This window comes from Winogradskyella alexanderae (assembly GCF_020166335.1).
In the GTDB taxonomy this organism is placed as follows: domain Bacteria; phylum Bacteroidota; class Bacteroidia; order Flavobacteriales; family Flavobacteriaceae; genus Winogradskyella; species Winogradskyella alexanderae.
The window spans coordinates 204,350-230,363 of the sequence record NZ_JAIUJR010000003.1 but is presented as its reverse complement, the minus strand read 5'-3'; the positions used below and the strand labels follow the sequence as shown (position 1 = coordinate 230,363).

Annotated in this window: 24 protein-coding genes and 1 tRNA gene; 17 read left to right on the top strand and 8 right to left on the bottom strand. The window is 35.2% G+C overall.

Going from position 1 to position 26,014, the window contains the following annotated elements:
• Positions 1-6 precede the first annotated feature (6 nt).
• The 4 genes from LBU54_RS06815 to trxB form a co-directional block, all read right to left on the bottom strand.
• Positions 7-603 (bottom strand): YceI family protein, encoded by a 597-nt coding sequence (locus tag LBU54_RS06815; protein ID WP_224527617.1) that lies wholly within the window; start codon positions 601-603, stop codon positions 7-9.
• A gap of 65 nt (positions 604-668) precedes the next feature.
• On the bottom strand, positions 669-1,934 hold the full coding sequence (locus tag LBU54_RS06810) for a hypothetical protein (RefSeq protein ID WP_224527614.1): 1,266 nt from the start codon (positions 1,932-1,934) through the stop codon (positions 669-671).
• Between the two features lie 28 nt (positions 1,935-1,962).
• The gene (locus LBU54_RS06805) at positions 1,963-2,556 is read right to left on the bottom strand and encodes a YceI family protein (RefSeq protein ID WP_224527612.1); all 594 of its coding nucleotides are present in this window, start codon (positions 2,554-2,556) and stop codon (positions 1,963-1,965) included.
• Positions 2,557-2,728: 172 nt separating this feature from the next.
• Complete coding sequence (gene trxB, locus LBU54_RS06800) at positions 2,729-3,712, bottom strand: thioredoxin-disulfide reductase (protein WP_224527610.1); 984 nt, start codon at positions 3,710-3,712, stop codon at positions 2,729-2,731.
• Positions 3,713-3,871: 159 nt separating this feature from the next.
• On the opposite strand from trxB, the gene LBU54_RS06795 reads away from it, so the two are divergent.
• Both LBU54_RS06795 and LBU54_RS06790 read left to right on the top strand, forming a co-directional pair.
• On the top strand, positions 3,872-4,351 hold the full coding sequence (locus tag LBU54_RS06795; protein ID WP_224527608.1) for a hypothetical protein: 480 nt from the start codon (positions 3,872-3,874) through the stop codon (positions 4,349-4,351).
• A gap of 123 nt (positions 4,352-4,474) precedes the next feature.
• Positions 4,475-5,179 carry an urease accessory protein UreH domain-containing protein gene (locus tag LBU54_RS06790; RefSeq protein ID WP_224527606.1) on the top strand — a complete coding sequence of 235 codons (705 nt, stop codon included), beginning with the start codon at positions 4,475-4,477 and terminating at the stop codon, positions 5,177-5,179.
• Here the strand turns inward: LBU54_RS06790 and hypE are convergent.
• From hypE to hypF, 3 genes are read right to left on the bottom strand one after another with little or no spacing between them, the layout of a single operon-like run.
• Positions 5,176-6,201: a hydrogenase expression/formation protein HypE gene (gene hypE / locus LBU54_RS06785; RefSeq protein WP_224527604.1), complete on the bottom strand. Its 1,026-nt coding sequence runs from the start codon at positions 6,199-6,201 to the stop codon at positions 5,176-5,178. The two genes, LBU54_RS06790 and hypE, sit on opposite strands and share 4 nt — an antisense overlap.
• Before the next feature lie 2 nt (positions 6,202-6,203).
• A complete protein-coding gene (hypD, locus tag LBU54_RS06780) occupies positions 6,204-7,295 on the bottom strand; it encodes a hydrogenase formation protein HypD (RefSeq protein WP_224527602.1) in 1,092 nt (363 codons plus the stop codon).
• Positions 7,295-9,562 carry a carbamoyltransferase HypF gene (gene hypF / locus LBU54_RS06775; protein ID WP_224527600.1) on the bottom strand — a complete coding sequence of 756 codons (2,268 nt, stop codon included), beginning with the start codon at positions 9,560-9,562 and terminating at the stop codon, positions 7,295-7,297. Before hypF ends, hypD begins: the two co-directional genes overlap by 1 nt.
• 97 nt (positions 9,563-9,659) lie before the next feature.
• Between hypF and hypA the strand changes: the two genes are divergently transcribed.
• From hypA to LBU54_RS06730, 9 genes are all read left to right on the top strand, one after another.
• A complete protein-coding gene (gene hypA, locus LBU54_RS06770; protein ID WP_224527598.1) occupies positions 9,660-10,025 on the top strand; it encodes a hydrogenase maturation nickel metallochaperone HypA in 366 nt (121 codons plus the stop codon).
• 126 nt (positions 10,026-10,151) lie between these two features.
• A complete protein-coding gene (locus LBU54_RS06765; protein ID WP_224527594.1) occupies positions 10,152-11,978 on the top strand; it encodes an NAD(P)H-dependent oxidoreductase subunit E in 1,827 nt (608 codons plus the stop codon).
• Positions 11,971-13,239 carry an NADH-quinone oxidoreductase subunit B family protein gene (locus LBU54_RS06760; protein ID WP_224527591.1) on the top strand — a complete coding sequence of 423 codons (1,269 nt, stop codon included), beginning with the start codon at positions 11,971-11,973 and terminating at the stop codon, positions 13,237-13,239. The genes LBU54_RS06765 and LBU54_RS06760 overlap by 8 nt, the downstream gene beginning before the upstream one ends.
• A 242-nt stretch (positions 13,240-13,481) precedes the next feature.
• Positions 13,482-15,221, top strand: a complete 1,740-nt coding sequence (locus LBU54_RS06755) for an NAD(P)H-dependent oxidoreductase subunit E (RefSeq protein ID WP_224527588.1) — start codon at positions 13,482-13,484, stop codon at positions 15,219-15,221.
• Positions 15,222-15,225: 4 nt separating this feature from the next.
• Entirely contained in the window at positions 15,226-16,491 is a 1,266-nt protein-coding gene (locus tag LBU54_RS06750) for an NADH-quinone oxidoreductase subunit B family protein (RefSeq protein ID WP_224527585.1), read from the top strand.
• Positions 16,492-16,505: 14 nt separating this feature from the next.
• Positions 16,506-17,960 carry a Ni/Fe hydrogenase subunit alpha gene (locus tag LBU54_RS06745; protein WP_224527582.1) on the top strand — a complete coding sequence of 485 codons (1,455 nt, stop codon included), beginning with the start codon at positions 16,506-16,508 and terminating at the stop codon, positions 17,958-17,960.
• Positions 17,941-18,414 (top strand): hydrogenase maturation protease, encoded by a 474-nt coding sequence (locus tag LBU54_RS06740; RefSeq protein WP_224527580.1) that lies wholly within the window; start codon positions 17,941-17,943, stop codon positions 18,412-18,414. Before LBU54_RS06745 ends, LBU54_RS06740 begins: the two co-directional genes overlap by 20 nt.
• Before the next feature lie 2 nt (positions 18,415-18,416).
• Positions 18,417-19,241: a hydrogenase nickel incorporation protein HypB gene (gene hypB, locus LBU54_RS06735; protein ID WP_224527578.1), complete on the top strand. Its 825-nt coding sequence runs from the start codon at positions 18,417-18,419 to the stop codon at positions 19,239-19,241.
• A gap of 6 nt (positions 19,242-19,247) precedes the next feature.
• Positions 19,248-19,505: a HypC/HybG/HupF family hydrogenase formation chaperone gene (locus LBU54_RS06730; protein ID WP_224527575.1), complete on the top strand. Its 258-nt coding sequence runs from the start codon at positions 19,248-19,250 to the stop codon at positions 19,503-19,505.
• Between the two features lie 76 nt (positions 19,506-19,581).
• Here the strand turns inward: LBU54_RS06730 and LBU54_RS06725 are convergent.
• A tRNA-Pro gene (locus LBU54_RS06725) sits at positions 19,582-19,656 on the bottom strand.
• Between the two features lie 101 nt (positions 19,657-19,757).
• On the opposite strand from LBU54_RS06725, the gene LBU54_RS06720 reads away from it, so the two are divergent.
• From LBU54_RS06720 to scpA, 6 genes are all read left to right on the top strand, one after another.
• Positions 19,758-20,858, top strand: a complete 1,101-nt coding sequence (locus tag LBU54_RS06720; RefSeq protein WP_224527574.1) for a PQQ-dependent sugar dehydrogenase — start codon at positions 19,758-19,760, stop codon at positions 20,856-20,858.
• A gap of 98 nt (positions 20,859-20,956) precedes the next feature.
• The gene (gene udk, locus LBU54_RS06715) at positions 20,957-21,562 is read left to right on the top strand and encodes a uridine kinase (RefSeq protein ID WP_224527572.1); all 606 of its coding nucleotides are present in this window, start codon (positions 20,957-20,959) and stop codon (positions 21,560-21,562) included.
• On the top strand, positions 21,562-21,888 hold the full coding sequence (locus LBU54_RS06710; RefSeq protein ID WP_224527570.1) for an FtsB family cell division protein: 327 nt from the start codon (positions 21,562-21,564) through the stop codon (positions 21,886-21,888). The genes udk and LBU54_RS06710 overlap by 1 nt, the downstream gene beginning before the upstream one ends.
• Positions 21,881-23,248: a methylmalonyl-CoA mutase subunit beta gene (locus LBU54_RS06705; RefSeq protein WP_224527566.1), complete on the top strand. Its 1,368-nt coding sequence runs from the start codon at positions 21,881-21,883 to the stop codon at positions 23,246-23,248. The genes LBU54_RS06710 and LBU54_RS06705 overlap by 8 nt, the downstream gene beginning before the upstream one ends.
• Before the next feature lie 3 nt (positions 23,249-23,251).
• Complete coding sequence (locus LBU54_RS06700) at positions 23,252-23,896, top strand: hypothetical protein (protein WP_224527564.1); 645 nt, start codon at positions 23,252-23,254, stop codon at positions 23,894-23,896.
• Positions 23,890-26,013 carry a methylmalonyl-CoA mutase gene (gene scpA, locus LBU54_RS06695; protein WP_224527856.1) on the top strand — a complete coding sequence of 708 codons (2,124 nt, stop codon included), beginning with the start codon at positions 23,890-23,892 and terminating at the stop codon, positions 26,011-26,013. Before LBU54_RS06700 ends, scpA begins: the two co-directional genes overlap by 7 nt.
• The last annotated feature ends 1 nt before the right edge of the window (position 26,014 follow it).

Sequence of the window (26,014 nt, the reverse complement as noted above, 5' to 3'; positions counted from 1 at the left end):
CTATTTTTACAAGGATGTCTTAACCCCTAGATTAAAATCTATATTTATATAGTTTGAAACCTTTATCATCCCCAAAAGCTTTTTGGGAGGATCTAAATTAAAATCATTAATATCTATATGTAGGGATCCACAGATCAATATACCCTTCGCTGTATTATCTACTTCTACCATTAAATCATAAATCTTAGAGATACCGCTTATGGTTATATTTAATTTGGTGTTTATCATGTTGCTTTCTGGTTCACCTTCAGCACTAATCAATTCCAAATTAATACTAGGGAATTGTTCTGTTTTCAAAAGTTCATGAAAGTCCCTATTAATAGCCTTGTGCCCACAATTAAAAGACATATTCTTTAAAGTCAGCTGGGCGTTTGAAAAATAAATAAGGGGTTTTTCCGAGGTAAAGCCTATTTCAAGTGAATCTGAAAATTGGGAAATATCATAAGCACATTGAAACCTATTAACGTTTGATTTTCCATTTATTATAAGAGAACTATCGGGAGATACGGCAACGGTCAATGATTTCTCTTCGGGATGCAGAATTAGCATCACCATAACAAGCTTTAATATTAAAAGCCCAGAGTACTTTAACAAATAATGCATTTTTAAATTTATAAAAAAAAAGGAGGTCACCAAATAACGAGACCCCCTTTATTTTATTTTAGATTTTAGAAGCTTATTACAGCCTCCATCATTAGACCTTTAAATTCACCGCCATTTAAGATATCTCCAGTTGGAAAATCTGAATACGTTTGATTTACATACTCTAATTTGGCTAAAATATTTTTTGTCATGAACCAGCCTGCACCTAATTGAAGACGATCTACACTTATGTCTTGTGTTCCAGTAAGCTCACCATCTACATAGCTATATCTACCACCAACATAAAAGTCTTCAGTTTCGCCAAATCTATATATAACGTCAGCAGCATAATGATTATAAGTTCTGCTTGGAGGATTAGGCCCAAAACCTTTGCCTTTAGCATTTTCATAAATTCCAAAGAATTCTAATCCTTTATATCTAATAAAAGGGTTAATCATAATGGAAGTAAGTTCAGTATCAAGACCAGGATCAACTCGTCCAGATCTGAATTGACTTACTGCAGAAGATCCTTCCTCCTCTAAAACAAGATAATATCTCGAACCTGCTCTATCACCATCATACAAAAAGTTTTTAGAAGACTCTCCTGTAGAGTATAAAGATCCAGTCAATCTAAATCTAAAATCATCATTAAACTGTTTATCATAACCCAACTTTGCAAGGAATGAGGCTTTTGTATTAGTTTCCACTGGCGATTGATTTAATCTGCCATTGGTCATCCCCAACATTGCTATCCAGCCGTTTCTACGATAATAAACTTCAAATCCGACCTCAGTATTAAATGCATCCATTAAATAATTACCCACAAAAGGATTATAAATGGCCTGAGCATTATCAGTTCTTCTAAAGTGTGCATCGCCATAATTAATTTCCATATGCCCAAACTTGAATGTCAAATATTTCATCCAATCTTCCATAAAGCCTTCACTAACAAAGTCAAGCTTATCGATTAAAATATAGCCGCCTTTAACCCATGCTTCAGGATGGTGGCGTGCAGACAAATAGGTTCTCAAGTGCATTCTTACACCATCATAAAGTTGAACATCAACATCCAAATTAGCAGTAGCAAGATTAAAGTTGTCACCTAGTGACACTAAAGGTACTGCTCCAGAATTTTCGTGGTTTACAGACTGATACTGCAGCGTAGAAGCTCCACCAATTCTTACTTTTAAATTTTCAAAGGATGTTACTGAGTCTTTAGGCTCTTCAAATACATTAATCCCTCTTTGGTCCCGAGGCCTGAAGTTGTCTAAATCTCTTTTGTTTTGTGCACTTACATTAAGCCCTATAGTCAAAATAATTATAAAGCTTAAAAATTTTTTAATTGATTTCATATTAAGGTTTATTTAGTTAAAATTCTTTTTATTTTTTTGTTTCATAAACGGCTTTGAATACAACATTAATTTCATTACCTGTTTTAATTGTTCCGAACAAAGCCTTTGGAGGCTCAATACCATAGTCAGTCATTAAAAGCGGTTTTTCTCCTTCTATCAATAATTGATTATCCTCCACTCTCATACTAAACTCAATCGGTACACTTTTAGTCACTCCACAAATTGTTAAATCACCTAAAGCGTAAATTTTGTAATGGTTTTCATTAATTCTTTTTGTTGCCTCTACGCTTTTTAGATTAAAGTCAATTTTGTTATATGAGTCAGTTTTTAAAGCCTTATATGTATTTTTATCCATGCCAGACTTACCACTTTTAAGACTTTCAGAGATAACTGAAAAATTCAGTGTCTTAATTTCTAGAACATTCTCAAATGATATATTTGCATCACCATATTGACTTTGAGCATCAACATGCCAATCGTGAAGTGATGAAGTGCCATGAACTTCTAAAAAGGAAGTATCATTATTTAAGTTGTATGTTTGACTTAATAAGAACTGGAAAGAAAAAAGAATAGAATAAATAATGAATCTCAATAGACGTTTTAAAGGGGGTAATTGTAACATAATAATTGATTTTTCGAATACAAAGATTCTTACAAATTCAATTATAATTTATGATAATTGTCATATAAATAAATTATTTTAGTAATATGGCAATTAAATAGAAGTTTTTCTGATAATACAACAAAAAAGCCAAAGTAAAAACTTCGGCTTTTATATTGATTAATTAATGGAATTAATTGTAAGTAGATGTAGAAACTTCAAAATCTGCCTCTTTTGCCGCCAAATAGCGTTCGGCATCCAAAGCGGCCATACAACCTGTTCCTGCGGCTGTAATAGCTTGTCTGTAAACATGATCTGCCGCGTCTCCGCTCACAAATACACCTTCTACATTTGTCTTGCTTGTTCCAGGCTGTGCATTAATGATATAACCGGTTTCGTCTAAATCCAAATAATCTTTAAAGATATCCGTATTTGGCTTGTGACCTATAGCAACAAAGAAACCTGTAGCTGGTATGTCAAATTCTTCACCAGATATGTTATTCTTTGCCCTAACACCTGTTACTACCTGTCCATCACCTAATACCTCGACAGTTTCAGTATTATGTAATATCTCAATATTCTTTGTATTGCGCACCCTTGCCTCCATGATTTTAGAAGCTCTGAACTCATCTCGCCTAACAAGCATGGTTACTTTTTTACATAGCTTTGATAAATAATGAGCTTCTTCGCAGGCTGAATCTCCAGCGCCAACAATAACAACTTCTTGATTTCTATAAAAGAATCCATCACACACGGCACAAGCAGATACACCACCTCCAAGCTGTAGGTATTTTTGCTCAGACGGCAATCCTAAGTACTTCGCCGAGGCACCAGTAGATATAATTACTGTAGAGGCGTGGATTTCTTTTTCATCATTAACCCATACTTTATGAAGGTCTCCTGAAAAGTCTACTTTAGTAACCCATCCATGACGAACATCAGTTCCAAACCGTTCCGCTTGTTTTTGTAATTGAATCATCATTTCAGGACCTGTTATCCCATCAGGATAACCAGGAAAATTCTCAACATCATTAGTAGTAGTTAACTGACCACCAGGTTGTTCACCTTGATATAAAACAGGTTCCATATTAGCTCTTGAAGCATAAATGGCTGCTGTATAGCCTGCTGGTCCTGAGCCTATAATTAAGCATTTAACTTTTTCAATCGTATCTGACATAAATATGTTTTTACTATGTAGCAAAAGTAGGATTTTTGACCTAATCCTTACAGATAAGTTATCAACACTTATTATAGCATTATAAATTTGGTTAATACACTCAATTTCTGCTTTAAATTTTGTAATTTAAAAGGGTCAAACAGCTAAATCAACTAAATCATGAAAATCAAGTTTTTTATTATTTGCCTCATTTTTGTGTTTATATCGTCCTGTGCAGACAGCAACACAGACAAAAGTGAATCATCAGAAGAAGTAGAAGCAATTACTTCAAAGAAAAATGGACTAAAGGGTGCGTGGGAACTAAAGGGATTCTATAATTATCAAGACAACAAAGTTGTAGATTCTTTTGAAAATAATACCTTATCTAGACAAATTAAGATGTATACAGACACCAAAGTCATGTGGTGCAAACTGTTAAAAACAGATTCCATTGAATTTTTCGGATATGGCTCTTACACCTATGACGATGGCCTACTAACTGAAGTATTAGAATTTGGCTCAGCTTTTATGAATGATGTGATTGAAGAACAACAAGAGTTTGTATTTCAGTTTGAACTTGGACCAGATCGCTTTGAGCAAATCGAAATCGATGAGGACGGAAACCGGATCTACTCGGAAAATTATGTCAGGATAGAATAATTAAGTATTACATGACTTCTATCATGATCTAGTAATAAATAATTTGGCAATTTAGCCTTCACTGAAGATTTATAAAATCGAATAGCAGAAAAATGGTTATTCTAACTTGTGCCAAATTAATGTATGATATCTGAATTTTCATTAGTTGCGGGAATACTCGCATCAGCATTACATGTTATTACGGGCCCTGATCATTTAGCAGCTGTAGCCCCTTTTGTAATTGAGTCTAAAAAAAAAGCCTGGAAAATAGGTCTTTCTTGGAGTATAGGCCATATTGTTGGAATGGTTTCAATAGGCTTGTTGTTTTTTTTGTTTAAAAACCTAATTCCCATTGAAAAAATATCAAATTACAGTGAACAGCTTGTAGGACTTGTACTTGTTGGGATTGGTGTCTGGGCGCTTTACAAAATTTTTTGGAAGAATACCAATCACAAACACTTACACATACATACTGAAAATGTGCCGATTATACACAGCCATAAGCACATACATAAAAGCGAGAAAAATCACGATCACAGGCATACCAAAGATATGAAACAAAGTTATTTTGCGTCCTTCTCAATCGGTTTACTCCATGGTTTCGCTGGTGTTGCACATTTTATTCTTTTCATACCTGTTTTAGGCTTTGATAATCAACTCGACTCTATTCTTTATGTTGTAGGGTCATGTATCGGGATTATCTTAGCTATGACGGCATTTGCATTTGTAATTGGAAAAGTTGCTACCCTATCTAAAAATGAGCATAATCCTAATTTCTTCAAAGGTGCTCGATTAGCCGTTGGCCTGTGTGCAATTATTATTGGCACTTATTGGGTGTTCATGAATTAACATATCCTGGGTAAATGCTCTCCTATTAAAGGTGTAACTATGCGTTTACCTCCAATGGCACTTTGCATTACTACTTTACCCTTATGATCATTGGTTATTTCACCAATACAAACAGCATTTAATCCTTTTGAATCCTGTTTCATCATTGCAACCACGTTTGAGGCTATTTCACTATCAACAATTGCCACAAAAACACCCTCATTAGCCACATACATTGGATCCAATCCCAAGATTTCACATGCAGCAGCTACCTGCCTCTCCAAGGGTATTTTATCTTCTTCTATGAGAATACCAATATTCGTATCTGTGGCTATTTCTGACAGCGTACTAGCCAATCCTCCTCTCGTAGGATCCCTAAACAGCTTGATTTTAGCTCCAAAACTATTGAGAAGGTCTTCTATTAAAAAGTTTAAGTTAGTTGTATCGCTTTCAATATCAGATTCAAATTTTAATCCCTCACGCTGGGACATAATAGCCATACCATGCTGGGCAATATTCCCACTAACGATAATTTTATCTCCGATTGTAATTCGCTTAGCAGAAATTTCGGCTTCGGGATGTACTGCACCAAAACCTGTAGTATTTATAAAGATTTTATCGCCTTTGCCCCTTTCAACAACCTTTGTATCACCAGTTATCACCACTACACCACATCTATCTGCTGTTGCTTTAATGGTTTCAACAATTTCGGAAAAAGCATCTGCTTTTAGCCCTTCTTCTACAATAAATGCTAATGACAAATACTTTGGTATTGCACCACACATGGCTACATCGTTCACAGTTCCATTTACGGCCAATTCGCCAATATTTCCCCCTTTAAAAAATATTGGAGATACAACAAAGCTATCTGTTGAGATTGCAATTTTACCTTCAATATTAACAATAGAGCCATCATGCTTTTGATCTAGATAGGGATTGTTAAACGTTTTAAAAATTAATTCATCCAACAGTTCCCTAGTCATAATACCACCACTACCATGCCCTAAGTTTATCTTATCAAAACGAAATCGTTTCTTTTCCATTCTTAATTAATAAGGTGATTTGAAAAATGATAATATGCCGCACAAGCACCTTCGGAAGAAACCATAGGTGCACCGAGAGGATTCGAAGGATTACAAGTAATACCGAATTGTTTGCACTCATTTGGTTTTTTTATTCCTTTTAGAATATCACTTGCTATACAGTCTGAATTTTCAGAAACTTTAATGTTTTCAATACCAAATTTTTGCTCCGCATCAAAACTCTTAAAGGGTTTAGTTAAAACATAACCACTATTAGGAATATTACCAATGCCACGCCATTCTCGATTACCAATTTCGAATACCGTGTCAATTACTGCTTTTGCTGCGATATTACCTACTTCTTTAACAGCTCTCGAATACTGGTTCTCTACTATATGAACTCCACTTTCCAACTGTTTAACAGCCATATAGATCCCTTCTACCAAATCCACAGGTTCAAAACCAGTTACCACTATTGGTATTTTGTATTTTTCGGCCAGTGAATGATACTCCTGATATCCCATTATTGTGCAAACATGGCCTGCTGCCAAAAACGCATTTACATTGCAAAACTCATCGTCTAGAATCGCCTCCATAGCAGGTGGCACAAGGACATGAGATACCAAAATAGAATAATTATTTAAACCTAATTTCTGGGCGTGCAAAACGGATAAGGCATTTGCAGGTGCTGTTGTCTCAAAACCAACAGCAAAAAATACGACTTCCCTGTCAGGGTTATGCTTTGCAATGGTAACCGCCTCCATTGGAGAATACAAAATTCTCAAATCACCACCATCTGCTTTGGCTTCCAAAAGACTTCTTTTACTTCCTGGAACTCTCACCATATCCCCAAAAGAACAGACAATGACATTATTTTCTAATAGCTCAATAGCTTTATCTATGAGATGTAATGGTGTTACACAAACAGGACATCCCGGACCATGAATCATTCGTACATTTTGAGGGAGCAGGTCTAAAATTCCATTTTTAACCAAACTATGCGTTTGGCCTCCACAGATTTCCATAATATTCCACCGCATAGTGACGCATTTTTCAATCTTTTTCAAAAAGCGTTTGGTAGCCTCTAAGTTTCTATACTCATTTAAATACTTCATTAATCTAACCCATTCAAATAATACATCATTTGCCCTAAGGAAATATTCTCATCATTTGGACTTAAGTTACAATTAAAAAACAATTCATAATCGGTTCCAGCCAATTCTTTAAGCATATCCAAAAGCACAGTATTCTGAAAGACGCCACCAGTACAGGCAATTCTTTTAATTTCATAGTGATTAGCAACGCCTAAAACTATATTGGCCAATGTGAATAAAAAATTACAGATAATCTGGGATTTTTTGACCCCTTTTTCTAAATCTGATTGCACGCCTTTAATTATAGCCTTAGTAGGAACATGTGCGTTACTTGAAACTGAAACATACCGTTTGCACTTCGACATATCATAATCTCCTATTGTATTTTCTAGTTTTATTGCAGCTTCTCCTTCGTAAGTATTGATATCACATATATCCAACAATGAAGCTACCGCATCAAAAAGCCTACCAACAGAAGACGTTTTCAGTCTATTTTTTTTCTTGAGTTGCTCATAGATCACAATCTCGTCTGGAGTGAATTTCCTGGAGATGCAAGGAGTCTTTTCATCTTCAATCAATGAAAACAGAGACAATCTTGGTTCCTTTGCCATTTTATCGCCTGCTAACCAATCAAAATAGTCAAAATAATTAATGCGTTGCATCTTACCTTGATAATACTTAAAAAATTCACCACCCCAAATCTGCTTGTCATCACCATAACCAGTTCCATCCCAAACTACTCCCAAAATTTCGCTAGAAGTATTGAACAATGAATGTTCTGAAAGTAATGAAGAAAAATGCGCTCTATGATGTTGAATTTCATAAAGCTCTACACCCAATGATTTCGCAAGCTCCTTTCCATATATAGTACTTTGATATGATGGATGCTTATCAACCAGAACCACATTAGGTTGTTGCTGAAAAATACTGATGAAACCAGAAACTTCATTTACAAACCGTTCATAAACACCATAATTTTCCAAGTGACCTAAATACTGGCTTATGTAAATATAATCATTGGGCATAAACCCAATTGAACTTTTTAAATGTGCTCCCATGGCCATAACCTTCGCCTTGTTTACGGTTTTTTGTGAATAGTAGTTAGGTGCAAAACCTCTAGAGCGTCTAAACAAAACCCTTAGGTTAAAATTAGAACTGAATTTTATTACTGAATCGTCTTGAGGATGCTCAATGTCCAGATTATGTTGTAAAAAATAGTCGGCTATTGGACTCAAGCGTTCTAATGCTTCGGAATTATGACTCAAAATTGGCGAACCACTTACATTACCACTTGTTGCAACTATGGGAAAGTCAATTTCATTAGCCATCAATTGTAAAAGTGCTGAATTAGGTAACATAACTCCTAATTGATTTAATCCAGGAGCTACGCTTTTTGCAATATGACCATTATTACTTTTTGAGTTTGGAATTATCACAATTGGTCGTTCTACTGAAGTAATTTCTTTTTCTATATCATGTTTAATATCATAGTGGTCTTTAAGTTTTTCTAAAGTAGGATATAGCAATGCAAAGGGTTTTTCAGGACGATTTTTTTTGTTCCTCAACTTTTGCACAACAGATTCATTTCTCGCATCACAGCACAATAAATACCCGCTTGTATTTTTGACGGAAATAATTTGGCCTTCAAGAAATAACTCTCTTATTGATTTAAAAATAGAGCTATTGTCTTTTGATATCAGTTTTGAATTCTTATCGATTAATTTAAGTTGAATGCCACATGTATCGCATGAATTTGTCTGAGAATGAAAACGTCTGTTCCTTGGGTTGTTATATTCGGTCTTACACCTTTGGCACATTTCAAACTCATCCATACTCGTATGATGTCGTTCAAATGGAAAAGTCTTTGTGATTGCCCAACGAGGACCACAATGCACGCAAGTGGTGAATGGGTATTTATATCGAATATTATTAGGGTCAATTATTTCTTGCTTACACGCATTACAAATACCAAAATCGGGAGTAAGTTGCAGATTCAGTCTACTATCACTCTTCGACGGAATAATCTTAAAATCATTGAAGTTATGGCAAACAATTTCAGATATATTATGACTATTTATCTTTGAGACTTTGGGCGCCCTATCAATAATAGCGTTATAGAAGGACGCTATTATTTTTTGTGACGCTTCAGCAAAAATAATTAGCCCTTCTTCATTGTTAGAAACCGTACCCTTTACCTTAAATTCCTCAGCTAGATTAAAGACAAAAGGCCGAAAACCGACTCCCTGAACCTGACCTGATAGTATAATTTTCACCGTTTGAAGAGCCATTAAATTTTTAGGTATAATAAGCAATGTAAAGAAACATTAGCAAAAGCTGGCATCATATGATTTTTGTCATACGCTTTGTTGTAAAAAAGAACTAAAATTGAAGCATAAAACGCAAATAGACATGCATGAATTGTCAATTGCAATGAGCATTGTTCGTATCGCTGAAAATGAGGCAACAAAGGCTAATGCATCTAAAGTAGATCTTATTGAGCTCGAAATTGGCACATTAGCAGGAATTGAATTTGAAGCTCTTGATTTCGTATGGCCATCTGCGGTAAAGGATACTAAATTAGAACATGCCGAGAAAAAAATAAACAAGATAAACGGTGAGGCAAAATGTAATGATTGCCATACCGTTTTTCCGATAGACGACATTATTGATAATTGTCCTAAATGTGGGAGTTTTTCAAAGACAATTATCAAAGGAAAAGAACTACTAGTGAAGTCACTAGAGGTGTCTTAATAATGGTTAAGCATAGCTTTAGTACGTCTCACAAAGTTGGTGTACTTTTTTTTAATAAATGATGTAGGTCATTTATTGATCTATTTGCCATAGCTATATTACGCAATTAATCATAAGACCTCTATTATGATACCAGACAAACACATTCCCCAGCGTTTCAATTTAGTAAATGTTCTTTGGGATATTCAAAAAAAACGGCGTTACATAAGCAAAGATGATATCGCCAAAATCGCAAATGAATTCAACATCTCTAAAACTGAGCTTGAAGGGATTATCTCATTTTATCATTTTTTTCATTTTAAAGATGCAGGCAAGTATACTATTTACTTGAATTGTTCAACAATTTCGAAGCTTTATAACTACCACGAGGTCAAGAAAGCCTTTGAGGATGAACTTGGAATAAAGATGGGAAATACCACCAAGGATAAAATGTTCGGTTTATTCCAAACGTCTTGTATAGGGCTTAGTGACCAAGAAACCTCTGCATTAATAAACTATTATCCATTCACAAATTTAACGGCAGAAAAAGCCAGAACTCTAATTGCAAAAATTAGGGCTGGCCATTCATTGCAAGAATTATGCAATTTCCCAAAGGATAATATCCAATACAAACCTGAAGACGAAAATAAAACCATTTTTTTCAAACCTTTTGAAATAGGAGATGGACTTAAAAAATTAAAAAAACTAAGTCCTGAAGATGTTATAAAAATGGTAGAAGATTCCAAACTATCAGGGCGAGGTGGTGCTTTTTTTCCAACTGGTACTAAATGGAAATATTGTCGAAACAACGTCTCAGATCAAAAATATATTATTTGTAATGCCGATGAAGGCGAGCCAGGAACCTTTAAAGATCGTGTACTCTTAAATTCATATCCTGAATTATTGATTGAAGGCATGGCAATTGCAGGTTATGCTGTCGGTGCTACAGAAGGTTTTATTTATCTAAGGGCTGAATATAAATACCTAAAAGAAGGTATTGAAAAAGCCATAGAAAATTTCAATCAGGCCAAATTACTTGGAAAGGTAATTCTAGGTATAGAAAATTTTGATTTCAATGTTCAAATTTTTATAGGAGCAGGAGCCTATGTTTGCGGTGAAGAAACTGCTCTTATCGCATCCATGGAAGGTAAAAGGGGTGAACCAACGACCAAAGAATATTTTCCTGTAGAAAAAGGTTATTTAGGCAAACCAACTGTGGTAAATAACGTAGAGACGTTGTGTGCTGTGCCACGACTATTGGAAATGGGACTTAAAAACTACTTAGCCATAGGTACAAAATCCACCCCTGGGACAAAACTTTTAAGTGTGTCAGGTGACTGCACAAAACCTGGAGTTTATGAAATTGAATGGGGAATGAAATTGAAAGATTTCCTAGTACTTATTGGTGCTAATGATCCTTATATGATTCTTTTTAATGGATTTGCGGGAGAGTGCTTATCGTCAGTCGATTTTGAACGAGAAATTTCTGGTGAAAACCTACTAGCTGACCAGATTCAATTTACATTCAAAGATCCCATAGAATATGCGCACAAGATGAGTGGTGTCGGTCTAAGAAGTGGTGGTTCGTTTATGGTTTTCAATCAATCAAGAAGTTTGATTTCCGTTTTGAAGAATATTACTGACTTCTTTGTTGCCGAATCTTGTGGTATTTGTGTTCCATGTAGAACTGGTAATTTCTTGTTATCTCGTAAAATTGATAAAATTAAACTAGGCCATGGTAGCAAATCAGATATGGAAGAAATTCAAGAATGGAGCCATATCATAAAACAATCTAGTCGCTGTGGACTTGGAAAAACCTCTACAAATTGCTTATTGACCGCCATGCTCAAATTCCCAGAAGAATTTGAAAAACTAACAAAAGACGAAAGTGATTTTAATGACGCATTCAATATTGATAGAGCTACTCAAAACTATGATAACATAATTCAAGAAATAGAAAGTACATATGACTAATAGTGTTAACATAACAATTGATGGCAAAAGGTACAAGGCGCAAAAAGGAAAAAACCTTGTTAACGTTGCCAAAGCGAATGGATTATATATTCCTACCTTATGCCATTTCAGGGAAGTGGATCCGCCACTAGGCACCTGCCGCATTTGTACTGTTGAAGTAGATGGAAAAACAACCGCGGGCTGTACTACTAAGGTCTATGAGGGCATGAATGTGCAGATAAATACTCCTGAACTTCTGAATACAAGAAAAGCAATTATAGAAATGCTTTATGCCGAAGGCAATCATTTCTGTCCGTCATGCGAAAAGAGCGGTAACTGTGATATGCAAAATCTAGGTTATGATATGGGGATTACTGTATCTCGTTTTCCTCACGTTTATAGCAAAAAAGCAGTAGACTTTACTTCTGATAGGATGATTATGGAATCTAACAGATGTATTTTATGTAAACGCTGTGTCGAAGAAATTAAAACAAAAGATGGAAAGGATGTTTTCTCCTTCGTTAAAAGAGGTGTTGGTACAAGAGTTCAAATTGATTATGAAGAAGAAGCAAAATTATCTGATGAAGAGGCACTTTATGCCATGTCCATTTGTCCTGTAGGAGCAATATTGGTTAAAGGTGTCGCCTATGAAAAACCCTTTGGCAAACGTAAATACGACAAGTCCGGCAGTTCAAAGCAAATACAATTAAACGATAAATTAAAACAAAAATCAAAAGATCAAAAATTTGTTGTGGCTACTACTTCTTTAGCAGGTTGTTTTGGGTGCCACATGTCCTTGTTAGATATCAATACAGAACTCCTAGATGTTTTAGAAATTGTTGAATTTAATAAATCGCCATTGACCGATATTAAGAAGTTTAGTAAACAATGCGACATCGGTCTTGTAGAAGGCGGTTGTGCTAATTCAGAAAATATAGAAGTTCTAAAAGAATTTAGAAAAAAATGCGACATCCTAGTTGTTTTCGGTGAATGTGCGATAATGGGAGGTATACCAGCCATGCGTAATTTTTTTTCACTAAAGGAGTGTCTAGAAGAAGCATACATAAATGGAATAACAACAGAACTTGGTGCCAATATCATCCCTAATCACGAGGATATCCCTAAAATGTTAGATCAGGTTTATCCGTGCAACGAAATTGTTAAGGTTGATTATTTTATTCCTGGTTGCCCACCAAATGCAAATCATATATGGAAAGTTGTAAAGAATATATTACTGGGAGAAGAATATTCCATTACTCATGAAGAGTTTAAATATGACTAGCTTCATATAATTACCGAAGAATAAGAATAGACTATAGAAATATTGAGAAACATGACCGTCCAAAAGATAATATATTTAAGACTATGTAATTTTTAAATGAGATTTTTATCATATTGATAAAATACATGACAGAAATCATATCTTTTTTAAAAGATTATCATTTATTTTATTTAGTAAATCTACTCCAATGAGATTTGCAAAACGTTCTTTAATTAAATAGCAAGGCCTTAAACGCATTAATTATGGACAGAACACATCTTTTAAATGAACTTTGGGAATATCAGCTAAAATTTGGATATATTTCTGAGAAGGCTATTTCTAGAATCTCAAAAAAACTTAAGGTCTCTATTGTAGAGGTTGAGAGTGTTACGACATTTTATCATTTTTTTCATCAAAAACCTACAGGTAAATTTATCGTTTACCTCAACAATAGTATTATCTCGGACATAAAGGGACATGAGGCTGTGAAAGCTGCCTTTGAAAAAGAAACAGGGAGCACTTTTAATGAATACGGCGATAATGAATTTTCACTTTTTGATACCTCGTGTATCGGTATGAGCGATCAAGAACCTGCAGCTTTAATAAATTTTCAACCCTTTACAGATCTTACGCCTAAAAAAGTAAAAGGAATAATAGATAGTCTAAAAAATGATGAAAACGTAAAGGATATTGCCAGTAAAACGAAAAGCAAAATACAATACCATCCGGAAGGCGATAAAGCTATTATTTTCAGATCCTATGAAATGGGTAAAAGCATTCGGGAAGGCATAAAGTATTCTCCTGATGAAATTGTAGATAAAATTTCAAAAGCAAAATTATTAGGGCTTGGAGGAGCATTTTTCCCAGTAGGGTACAAATGGAATTCTTGCAAAAACAATGAAGCAGATACAAAATATATTATTTGTAATGCAGACGAGGGCGAACCTGGAACTTTTAAAGATCGTGCATTGCTACAATATTTACCAGGATTAGTAATTGAGGGAATGGTTTTAGCAGGTTATGCAACAGGAGCCAAAGAAGGTATCATTTATCTAAGAGCGGAATACCAATATTTTAAAAAGAGATTAGAAGGGCTTCTTGAAGAATTTAGAAAGACCAAACTACTAGGAAAAGACATCTTAGGTGTAAAGGATTTTGATTTTGATATACGCATTCAACTTGGCGCAGGATCTTATGTCTGTGGCGCAGCTTCTGCATTAATAGAATCTTTGGAAGGCCGTAGAGGCGAACCTCCTGTAAGAACTTGGTCTGCAACCAAACATGGTTTTAGACACAAACCAACCGTAGTAAATAATGTAGAGACATTAGCTTATGCATCACGAATAATTGAATTAGGAGAAGACCATTTTTTAAGTCTTGGTACGGAAGAATCTCCAGGTACTAAATTAATTAGCATATCTGGCGATGTGGCAAAACCAGGTATTTATGAAATAGAATATGGCACACCAATTATTGACATGTTAGGTATTGAAATGAGCCAGGCTACATCTCCATATTTTATTCAAGTTAGTGGCCCATCCGGAGAATGTATAAATAATACCGAATTCAATAGAAGAATCTGTAAAGAAGATATTATGTGCGGTGGCTCCTTTATGGTTTTCAACCGAACTAGAGATTTACTTAATATCCTAAGAAACTTCATGGAATTTTTTAAGGAGGAGTCTTGTGGTGTTTGCACGCCTTGCCGAGCTGGTAATTATATTTTGAATGAAAAAGTAAAGAAAATGCAACGCGGTTTAGCTAGCCAAGAAGATATAAAAGAGATAAAACAATGGGGAAATATTATTAAACTATCCAGTCGTTGCGGATTAGGAAAATCATCTCCAAATAGTTTAATCTACGCAGTGGAAAAATTCAAAGATTATTTCAATCTCAAAATTCCACCAACAAATGAATTTCTTAATGTTGAATTTGACATGCAAGACGCTGTTCAGGAATTTGACAGTTTTATAAAAGATACACAACCAGAGCTAGACAAGTAATTATATGAAACCAGTAAAGTTTAAAATAGATGGCAGGGTTTGTACCGCAGAGAAAGGACAAAACCTAATAGAAGCAGCTAAAGCCAATGGCATCTTTATTCCAACACTTTGCTACTTCAAACACCTAAACCCTCTTGGAAGTTGTAGAATTTGTACGGTTAAAAATAATGGTAGACCAATTGCAGGATGCACTTTAAACGTCGATGAAGGCATGGACATTGAGGTAAACTCTGCAGAACTACTTGACTTGCGTAAGGCTATTTTGGAAATGATGTTTGTAGAAGGAAACCACTTCTGCCCTTCTTGTGAAAAAAGTGGTGACTGCGAGATGCAAAACCTTGGTTACGAGACAGGAATAAGGTATGCCCGTTTTCCTCACTTATTTGTAGATAGAGTTGTAGATGCAAGACCAGAGCGTATTGTTGTTAATCAAAATCGATGCATTAAATGTAAGCGCTGTATAGAAGAGATTAAAACCAACGATGGCCATAAGGTATTCCACCTTACACAAAGAGGAAACAGAACAATGGTATCTGTAGATTACGAACAAGAAGCCAAACTCTCTGAGCAACAAGCCGAGCATGCAATGCACATTTGTCCAACAGGTTCCATATTAGTGAAAGGAAAAACTTTTGGGAAACCATTTGGCGATAGACAGTTTGACTACGCCAAGGCAAATACCAATATTCCATTAACAGATCTCAAAAAACATGTGAATAAAAATAAAAAGAAAAAACGCGTAGCAACGGCGTCACTTGCAGGTTGCTTTGGTTGCCATATGTCCATGCTTGATATCGATTTAGGAATACTAGACCTAGTGGATATTGTAGAATTTGATAAGTCGCCATTAACTGATTATAAGAAGTTTAATGAACGCTGTGATATAGGCTTAATTGAAGGAGGTTGTTGTAATACTGATAATATCGAAGTACTAAGAAAATTTAGGAAGAACTGTGATATATTGATTTCAGTTGGAGAATGTGCAATTTGGGGAGGTGTTCCAGCAATTAGAAATACTTTACCTTTAGAAGATTGTCTAAAAGAAGCTTATATAGACTCTCTAACTAGCGAAGAAAATGAAACAGTTATACCAAATCATGAGGATATACCCAAAATATTAGATAAAGTATATTGTAATCATGATGTTGTAAAAATTGATTACCATATACCTGGTTGTCCTCCAAATGCCAACCATATATGGAATGTTGTTAAGAATATTCTTTTCGAAGAAGATTATTCTATTACCTACCCAGAATTTAAATATGACTAGAAAAACAAATTGACATGAACAGTAGAAAAATAGTTATAGAACCCGTAACCCGTGTAGAGGGACATGGTAAGGTTACAATTAAATTAGATGAAAATGGCAAAGTCGATGATGCCTTTTTACATATAGTAGAATTTAGAGGATTCGAGAAATTTATACAAGGACACCCTTATTGGGAAGCACCAGTTCTTGTGCAACGCTTGTGTGGTATTTGCCCCGTTAGCCACCATTTAGCAGCTGCAAAAGCCATAGACCAATTAGTAGGTATTGATCCAGATAGCCTATCACCTATTGCAACAAAATTAAGAAGATTGCTACATTATGGTCAGGTATTCCAATCGCATGCATTACACTTCTTCTATCTAGCATCTCCGGATTTACTATTTGGAGTTGATGCGCCTGCCGAAAAAAGAAATGTTGTTGCTGTAGCGACTGAGAATAAAGAATTGGCCAAAAAAGGAATCTTAATGCGAAAATTTGGTCAAGAAATGATTAAGGCACTGGCTGGTAAGAAGATTCATGGCATTTTGGCTGTCCCAGGAGGTGTACATAAAACATTTATGCCGGATGAAAGGGATTATTTCCTTGATGGTAAGCAAATTCCAAACATTGATACAATGATTGAGTGGAGTAAAGAAATAGTAGACTTCATGAAATCGTATCACGCTGAAAATGCTAAATGGATAGATAGTTTTGCACGATATCCTTCAAACCATTTAAGCTTAGTCCACAAAGAAACAGGCGCTCTAGAGTTATATGATGGCCGTCTTCGCTCAATAGATGCAAGAGGTAAAGAATTAATGAACATTGCAGATATTGAATATAGTTACCATTTTAAAGAAGCTGTGGAGCCTTGGTCGTATTTAAAATTCCCTTATATGAAGGAGTACGGAAGAGAAAATGGTTGGAATCGTGTTGGACCGCTAGCTCGAATCAATACATGTACTCATATCAGTACACCATTGGCCGAAGCAGAACGAAAAATATTTAAAGCATATACCAAAGACTTTCCAAATAATATGACCATGCATACGCATTGGGCAAGATTAATTGAAATGTTGCATTGTGCAGAATTAATGAAGGAGTTACTCCTTGATGATGATATTATGGGTAATGATTTGGTACGAAAAGGCACGACTAGAAATAAGGGCATTGGTATTATCGAAGCACCTCGGGGTACATTAATCCACGAGTATCACACAGACGATAAAGGATTGATTACAAAATGTAACTTAATTGTTTCAACAACCCACAATAATGAGGCGATGAACAGAGGAGTTAGAGCCGTAGCAAAAGACGTGCTGAATGAGAAACCAGAGATTACAGAACCAATGCTAAATCAAATAGAAATAGCTATTAGGGCATATGATCCTTGTTTGAGTTGTGCTACGCATGCTTTAGGTCAAATGCCATTAATTGTTCAATTAGAAGATTTTAAAGGAAATTTATTAGATGAAAAAGTTAGATCATAATACAATTATTTTTGGGATTGGAAACAACGGTCGGCAAGATGATGGATTAGGTTGGTCATTTTTAGCGCTTGTTGAAACTGAGAGCCCACCATTTGATCTTGAGTATAGATATCAATTGCAAATAGAAGATGCAGAACTTATCTCTAAATATGAAAATGTCATATTTGTGGATGCATGCAAAACCAAAATTGAAGGAGGTTTTAAATTGTACCCATGTGTACCAGAAGACAATTACAGTTTTAGTACACATGCACTTGCACCAGAGACAATTTTGTATATTACCAAAAAGTTATATAACCATGAACCTAATGCTCAAATTTTGGCCATTCAAGGCGAAAATTGGGATTTAAAAATAGGTTTGAGTAATATAGGAGAAGGTAACTTAGTAAAAGCTTATGAATACTTTAAGGACGAAATTTTGTCTAAAAATTTTATCTTAAACAAAAATTACTAGATATGTGTGGAACTTGCGGCTGTGGTACAAATGAAAACGGCATTGCTATTCAGAATCCAAAAGAGTTAAAATCTTTAGAGCATCGTCATCACGATGAGCATTCTCATAGTCATGATCACCATCACGATGGGCATGTGCATAGTCATGGACATCACCACCATGATCATGATCATAAAAGAACAGTTATTGAGGTGGAGCAAGATATTCTTCACCATAATGAAATTATGGCTTCAAGAAACAGAGGCTACCTCGATGCCAAGAATATTTTTGCTCTCAATTTGGTAAGTTCACCTGGTTCTGGAAAAACCTCAATTCTTGAAAGGACACTTTTAGATTTAAAATCTGAATTGCCGTTTTATGTTATCGAAGGTGATCAAAAAACAATGAATGATGCCAATAGAATTGATGCGCTAGACATTCCTGTTGTTCAAATAAATACAGGGAAAGGATGCCATTTAGAAAGTGATATGGTATACGAAGCTATCCAAAAATTAAATATGAAGGATAATTCTATTTTAATGATAGAAAATGTTGGCAATCTGGTTTGTCCATCTATGTTTAATCTAGGTGAATCTAAAAGGGTAGTTATTATAAGTCCTACTGAAGGCGAAGACAAGCCAATTAAATATCCTGATATGTTTCACACTTCGGATATTTGTCTGATTAACAAAATAGACCTCTTACCCTATTTAAATATAAATGTTGAAAGAATTAAAGAGTACGCTTTGCAAGTAAATCCAAATCTTATTTTCTTCGAGATATCTGCTACAACAGGCGAAGGAATGAATTTATGGTATGATTGGCTGAAATCTAATTTAAACCCTTAAAAAGAAATGTGTCTTTCAATACCCGGAAAATTAGAGGAAATATACTCACACCAAGATGAAATATTTAGAACTGGGAAAGTTTCCTTTGATGGGGTTATTAAAGAGGTAAGTTTAGCTTTAGTGCCTGAGGTAGTGATAGGTAATTATGTTTTAGTACATGCTGGTGCAGCCATAAGCATAATTGATGAAAAAGAGGCAAAAAAAACCTTCGAAATTTTAAAGGAACTGGATGAATTAAATGATTTGGATGCTAATAAAATGTAGCTTTAAATAAACTCTAGTTACGTATGTTTAATAATTTAAAAATAAAAAAAGCTCAGAAATATCTGAGCTTTTTTTGTCGGGGTGGCAGGATTCGAACCTGCGACCTCCGCGTCCCAAACGCGGCGCGATAACCGGGCTACGCTACACCCCGAAAACTAGTTATCTAAATTGGACTGCAAATATATTATTTTTCTTTAGAAACCGACAACAATTTAATAACTTTAAGTTCTCATTAATCGCTATAGGTAATACATGAATTTTAGACCTTTTTTATTAGTTCTTATTTTATTAAGTACTATAACATGCGCTCAAGATAAAAATCCTAAAAACAAGGAAAATACCTATGAACTAGTTGTGCCAGACTTAACAATCCCTTGGGGATTTGCATTTCTTCCTGACGGATCCATGCTAATAACAGAAAAAAAAGGGGAAGTAATTCATTTTGTAAACGGTAAAAAAAACAATATTACAGGATTACCCAATATCTATGTTCGTGGACAAGGCGGTCTTATGGACATTACTTTGCATCCTAACTACACTTATAATGGGTGGATTTATTTTTCCTATGCTTCTTCTGAAGGAGAAGGAAATGGCGGCAACACAACAATAGCAAGAGCCAAATTAAAAAACAATACAATAATAAATTGGCAAGTACTCTATAAGGCTTCTCCAAACTCAACCAGAGGTCAGCATTTTGGTTCCAGATTAGTATTTGATGATAATGATTATTTGTATTTTACAATTGGTGATCGTGGGGATAGGGATATAAACCCTCAAGATATTACCAGAGATTGTGGTAAAGTTTATCGTATAAATGATGACGGTACCATTCCAAAAGACAATCCCTTTTTTAATATTCCAAATGCCAAAAAAGCAATTTATTCTTATGGACATAGAAATCCTCAAGGTATGACGCTTCACCCCGTATCAAAAGATATTTGGACTCATGAACATGGTCCAAAAGGAGGTGATGAGATTAACGTTATTAAAAAAGGAAAAAATTATGGTTGGCCCGTTATAAGCTATGGTGTCAACTATAGTGGCACTAAATTCACAGATTTAACTGAAAAGGAAGGAATGGAGCAACCACTCCATTATTGGGATCCTTCTATTGCACCAAGTGGAATGGCTTTTATTAATAGCAACAAATATGGTGATTGGAATGGTAAACTCCTCGTTGGTTCGCTAAAATTTCAATATCTAAATCTTTGCACTCTAAGAGATCGCAAAGTTGTAAAAGAAGAGCAATTGTTAAGTGGTTTGGGAAGAGTGAGAAGTGTTGAGCAAGGTCCTGATGGATATGTATATGTGGGTATTGAAAATCTTGGAATCGTTAAGCTCTTAAGAAAGTAAATACTATGCAATTCTTTTTATTAGAAATGACAAATGTCATCAAAAACATACCTTAAATACATAACTTTGCAACTAACTAAACTAATCAAATAATACGAATGCTGATAATTGGAATAGCTGGTGGAACTGGTTGCGGCAAGACCACAGTTGTCGATACTATTTTAAATGAATTACCTGAAGGAGAAGTTGGCGTTATTTCTCAAGATTCTTATTATAAAGACACCTCTCACTTGAGTTTTGATGAGCGTGTACAGATTAATTTTGATCACCCTAGATCAATAGATTTCGATTTACTTGTCGAGCATCTTAAGCAACTCAAAGAAGGTAAGACTATTGAACAACCTGTTTATTCCTTTGTTAAACATAATCGTACGGGAGATACCATCAAAACTTTACCGAGAAAGGTAATTATAGTAGAAGGTATTCTAATTCTTACAAATCCTGAGATTAGAAAGTTATTTGATATTAAAATATTTGTTCATGCAGATTCTGACGAACGCCTTATAAGAAGATTAAAACGTGATATTTCTGAGCGCGGTCGTGACCTCGATGAAGTACTTACACGCTATCAGAATACATTAAAACCAATGCATCAACAGTTTATTGAACCTATGAAAGAATATGCAGATATAATTATTCCTAACAACAAATACAACACTGTAGCAGTAGATATCGTTAAAACAATAATTAACGAAAGATTATAATGCCAAAACCTAAATCTAAATACCTCAAACCGTTCAAAAATATCTATGTAATTGTATTGCTGGGCTTTGCTATTTGGATGTTGTTTTTTGATGCCCATTCCTGGTTGTTTCATCATGAACTAAATACCGAAATTAATGAGTTAGAATACCAGAAGCAACATTACAAAAACGAGATGGCTAAGGACAATAAGGCTATAAAGGAATTGAGCACAGAAGAAGGTGTTGAACGCATGGCTAGGGAAACCTACTACATGAAAAAGCCAAACGAAGAAATTTATATAATTGAATACGAAGATAGTATTGCAAAAGAAAACCAAGATGAGTAAAAATTTATTTGATGAATTTGAAGCTGTTACTTCAAAAGCTTGGAAACAAAAAATACAGGTTGATTTAAAAGGAGCGGATTATAATGAAACTCTTATTTGGAGAACAAACGAAGGTATTGATGTAAAGCCCTTTTATCATTCTGATGAATTTGAAACACTACCAGAGATATCACAAACAAGCGCAACCGGATGGAAAGTTTGTCAATTTTTTGAGGTAAAGGATGCAACAAAAGGAAATAAACTTGCAAAAGATGCCATTTATCGTGGCGCAGAGAGTCTTATTTTCCAAATTGCAAACGATACCATCGTTATCGAGGATTTACTAGATGGTATTGATCTAAAGAAGATTCGAGTATTTCTTAAATGTGGTTTTCTATCGGATAGTGTTATAAAAAAAACGTTTGAATTCGCTTCTGGCAATATCACAATCCTAACAGATATTATAGCTAATCTATCCAAATCAGGCAATTGGTTTAAATCCCTAACTGAGGATCATAAAGAATTAGAGGGTATTATAAAATCAACCAATCAACTTACTGTAGATTTAGATCTTTACCAAAATTCTGGAGCTAAAATAATACAACAACTGGCCTATGCCCTAGCTCATGCAAATGAGTATCTCAATCATTTTGAGGGCATACTTGATACTAGTGCTAAAAAAGCTTTCGAGGTGACATTCTTAGTCAGTATTGGCAACAATTACTTCTTTGAAATAGCCAAGCTAAGAGCTTTAAGAAATCTATGGTCTATTCTCGCTAGGGAATACGGCATTAATGAAGAATGCACGATAATTGCTTCACCTAGCAGACGAAACAAAACTATTTACGATTATAACGTTAACATGCTTCGTACTACAACAGAGTGTATGAGTGCTATAATAGGAGGCGCGAATGTTATTTATAATTTACCCTACGATAATCTTTACCATGAATCGAATGAATTTGGGAATCGTATAGCTCGAAATCAGCTGTTGGTCTTAAAAAATGAAAGTTATTTAGACAAAGTAAATAATCCTGCAGATGGTGCTTACTATATTGAGACTCTTACTGATCAATTAAGTAAAAAAGCTCTTGACCTGTTCAAGGATATTGAAAAAAATGGCGGATTCTTATCTCAGTTGAAGGAAGGAACAATTCAAAGAAAAATTAAAGAAAGCGCATCAAAGGAACAAGACGATTTCGAGAGTGGCAAACTTGTATTGTTAGGTACAAATAAGCATCCAAATCCTGAAGATAAAATGAAATCCAATATTGAGAAGAATCCTTTTTTAAAGAAAGAGTCACGTAAAACATTAATTGAACCAATTATTGAAAAAAGACTATCAGAACAATTGGAAATCAGAAGATTAAATGAAGAGTAATTCATGGTATTGAGAAAATCTATAGTAACTAGTTTAGTCGTTTTATGTTTATTTCTTACATCTTGTTTAGAGGTGGCACGTGGTATTTCAGACTGGACTCAAATCGAAGATATAGAGTCTATTGAGGGTAAGACCCATTACCTTGGTGACGATGGCATTAAACTGTTTCTACCAACAAGCTTTAAACGTTATTCATCTATCAAATATCTGGCGCTTTTAGATTCACTAGCGACAGATAACCATGAATTAGAAATTGAGCGCACAAGATTAAAGCATATGCGTGAAATGGAAGGTAACCATTACATCTATTTTGATGATTCTGTAAATGCAACCTACACGTTAAATACGGTTCCCTTTACACCTATTTCTAGACAAGATGCCAAGTACCTATTGGGCCTCATAAGACAAAACCATGAACAACTTTCGGAATTTACTGATTTAGACTATTCAAAAATAACGGCTAAACACAATGATAATGGAAAAGTGCAGGTGTTTAAAGCCATCTTTAAGATTGAAAATAAGAAATTAGAACAGCAAGCCTTTCAACACGCGTATTTTATATCGTCAAACAACAAGACGGTTCTAATAAATCTAATGGCTCCATTTGAGGTTTATTTTGATCCGTTTATTGAAAAAATGATATTATGAGAAAAGATATTCAACATATTAAACTAGATTCAAAAATAGGATCTATACAAACCTCAAACGAAGCCAAATTCCAAACAGCTGAAGGGATTGACGTTAAGCAGACGTATTCCAAAGAAGATATCAAAAACTTTGACCACTTGGATTTCGTTTCAGGTATTGCACCAAACCTCAGAGGTCCATATTCTACTATGTATGTGCGACGACCATGGACCATTAGACAATATGCAGGTTTTTCTACCGCAGAAGAAAGTAATGCCTTTTATAGACGCAATTTAGCGGCAGGACAAAAAGGGCTTTCGGTAGCATTTGATTTAGCAACGCATAGAGGTTATGACTCCGATCACGAGCGTGTAGTTGGAGATGTCGGTAAAGCTGGTGTAGCTATAGATTCCGTCGAGGACATGAAGGTTCTTTTCGATCAGATACCTCTAGATAAAATGTCAGTATCAATGACCATGAACGGCGCTGTCTTACCTATTATGGCCTTTTATATAGTTGCCGCAGAAGAACAAGGTGTTAAACCAGACCAACTTTCAGGAACAATACAAAATGATATTCTAAAGGAATTCATGGTGCGGAACACCTACATTTATCCTCCAACACCTTCAATGAAAATTATCTCAGATATTTTTGAGTATACAAGCCAAAATATGCCACGCTTCAACAGTATCAGTATCTCTGGTTATCACATGCAAGAAGCCGGTGCTACGTGCGATATAGAATTGGCTTACACTTTAGCGGATGGCTTAGAATATATAAGAAAAGGGCTTGAAGCTGGAATGGATATAGATACCTTTGCGCCAAGATTATCTTTTTTCTGGGCAATTGGCATGAACCATTTTATGGAAATCGCGAAAATGCGTGCTGCACGAATGCTATGGGCAAAACTTGTTAAACAATTTAACCCAAAAAACCCTAAATCTTTAGCATTACGTACGCATAGCCAAACATCGGGTTGGAGTTTAACAGAACAAGATCCTTTTAACAACGTTGCCAGAACATGTATCGAAGCTGCCGCAGCGGCATTTGGTGGTACACAAAGTCTACATACCAATGCATTGGATGAAGCTATCGCTTTACCAACAGATTTTTCAGCAAGGATTGCAAGAAATACTCAAATATATCTCCAAGAAGAAACATACATCACCAAAACGGTAGATCCTTGGGGTGGTAGCTATTATGTTGAATGCCTGACAAATGAAATTGCACATAAGGCATGGCAACATATTCAAGAGGTCGAAGAATTGGGCGGTATGACAAAAGCAATTGAAGCTGGCATACCTAAACTCAGAATTGAAGAAGCCGCTGCCAGAAAACAAGCAAGAATAGATTCAGGACAAGACACTATTGTTGGTGTAAATGCCTACCAGTTAGACCAAGAAGACCCTTTACATATTTTAGAGGTTGATAATCAAACCGTTAGAAATGAACAAATTGAACGATTATTAAACTTAAAATCTAAACGAAATACTGCTGAAGTTAACGAAGCCCTAGATAAGTTGACTAAGGCCGCCAGGACAGGAAATGAAAATTTACTAGCTTTGGCAGTAGATGCCGCAAGAAAACGAGCCACTCTTGGTGAAATTAGTGATGCATTAGAGGCAGAGTTTGGACGCTACAAAGCACAAATCAAATCATTCTCAGGTGTGTATAGTAAAGAAATAAAAGACGATAAAAGCTTTAAAAAAGCAAGGGAGCTTGCCGATAAGTTTGCAGAACAAGATGGTCGTAGACCGCGAATAATGATTGCAAAAATGGGACAAGATGGTCACGATCGTGGTGCCAAGGTCGTCGCAACAGGTTATGCAGATGTTGGGTTTGATGTAGATATTGGCCCACTCTTCCAGACACCGAAAGAAGCAGCCAAACAAGCCGTAGAAAATGATGTTCATATTCTAGGTGTTTCTTCACTGGCCGCTGGTCATAAAACATTGGTACCTCAGGTCATTGAAGAACTTAAAACCTATGGCAGGGATGATATAATGGTAATCGTAGGCGGTGTTATCCCAAAACAAGATTACCAGTATTTATTTGATGCTGGTGCAGTTGCAGTGTTTGGACCTGGCACCAAGATTAGTGAGGCTGCTATTCAAATTTTAGAAATCTTATTGGATTAAA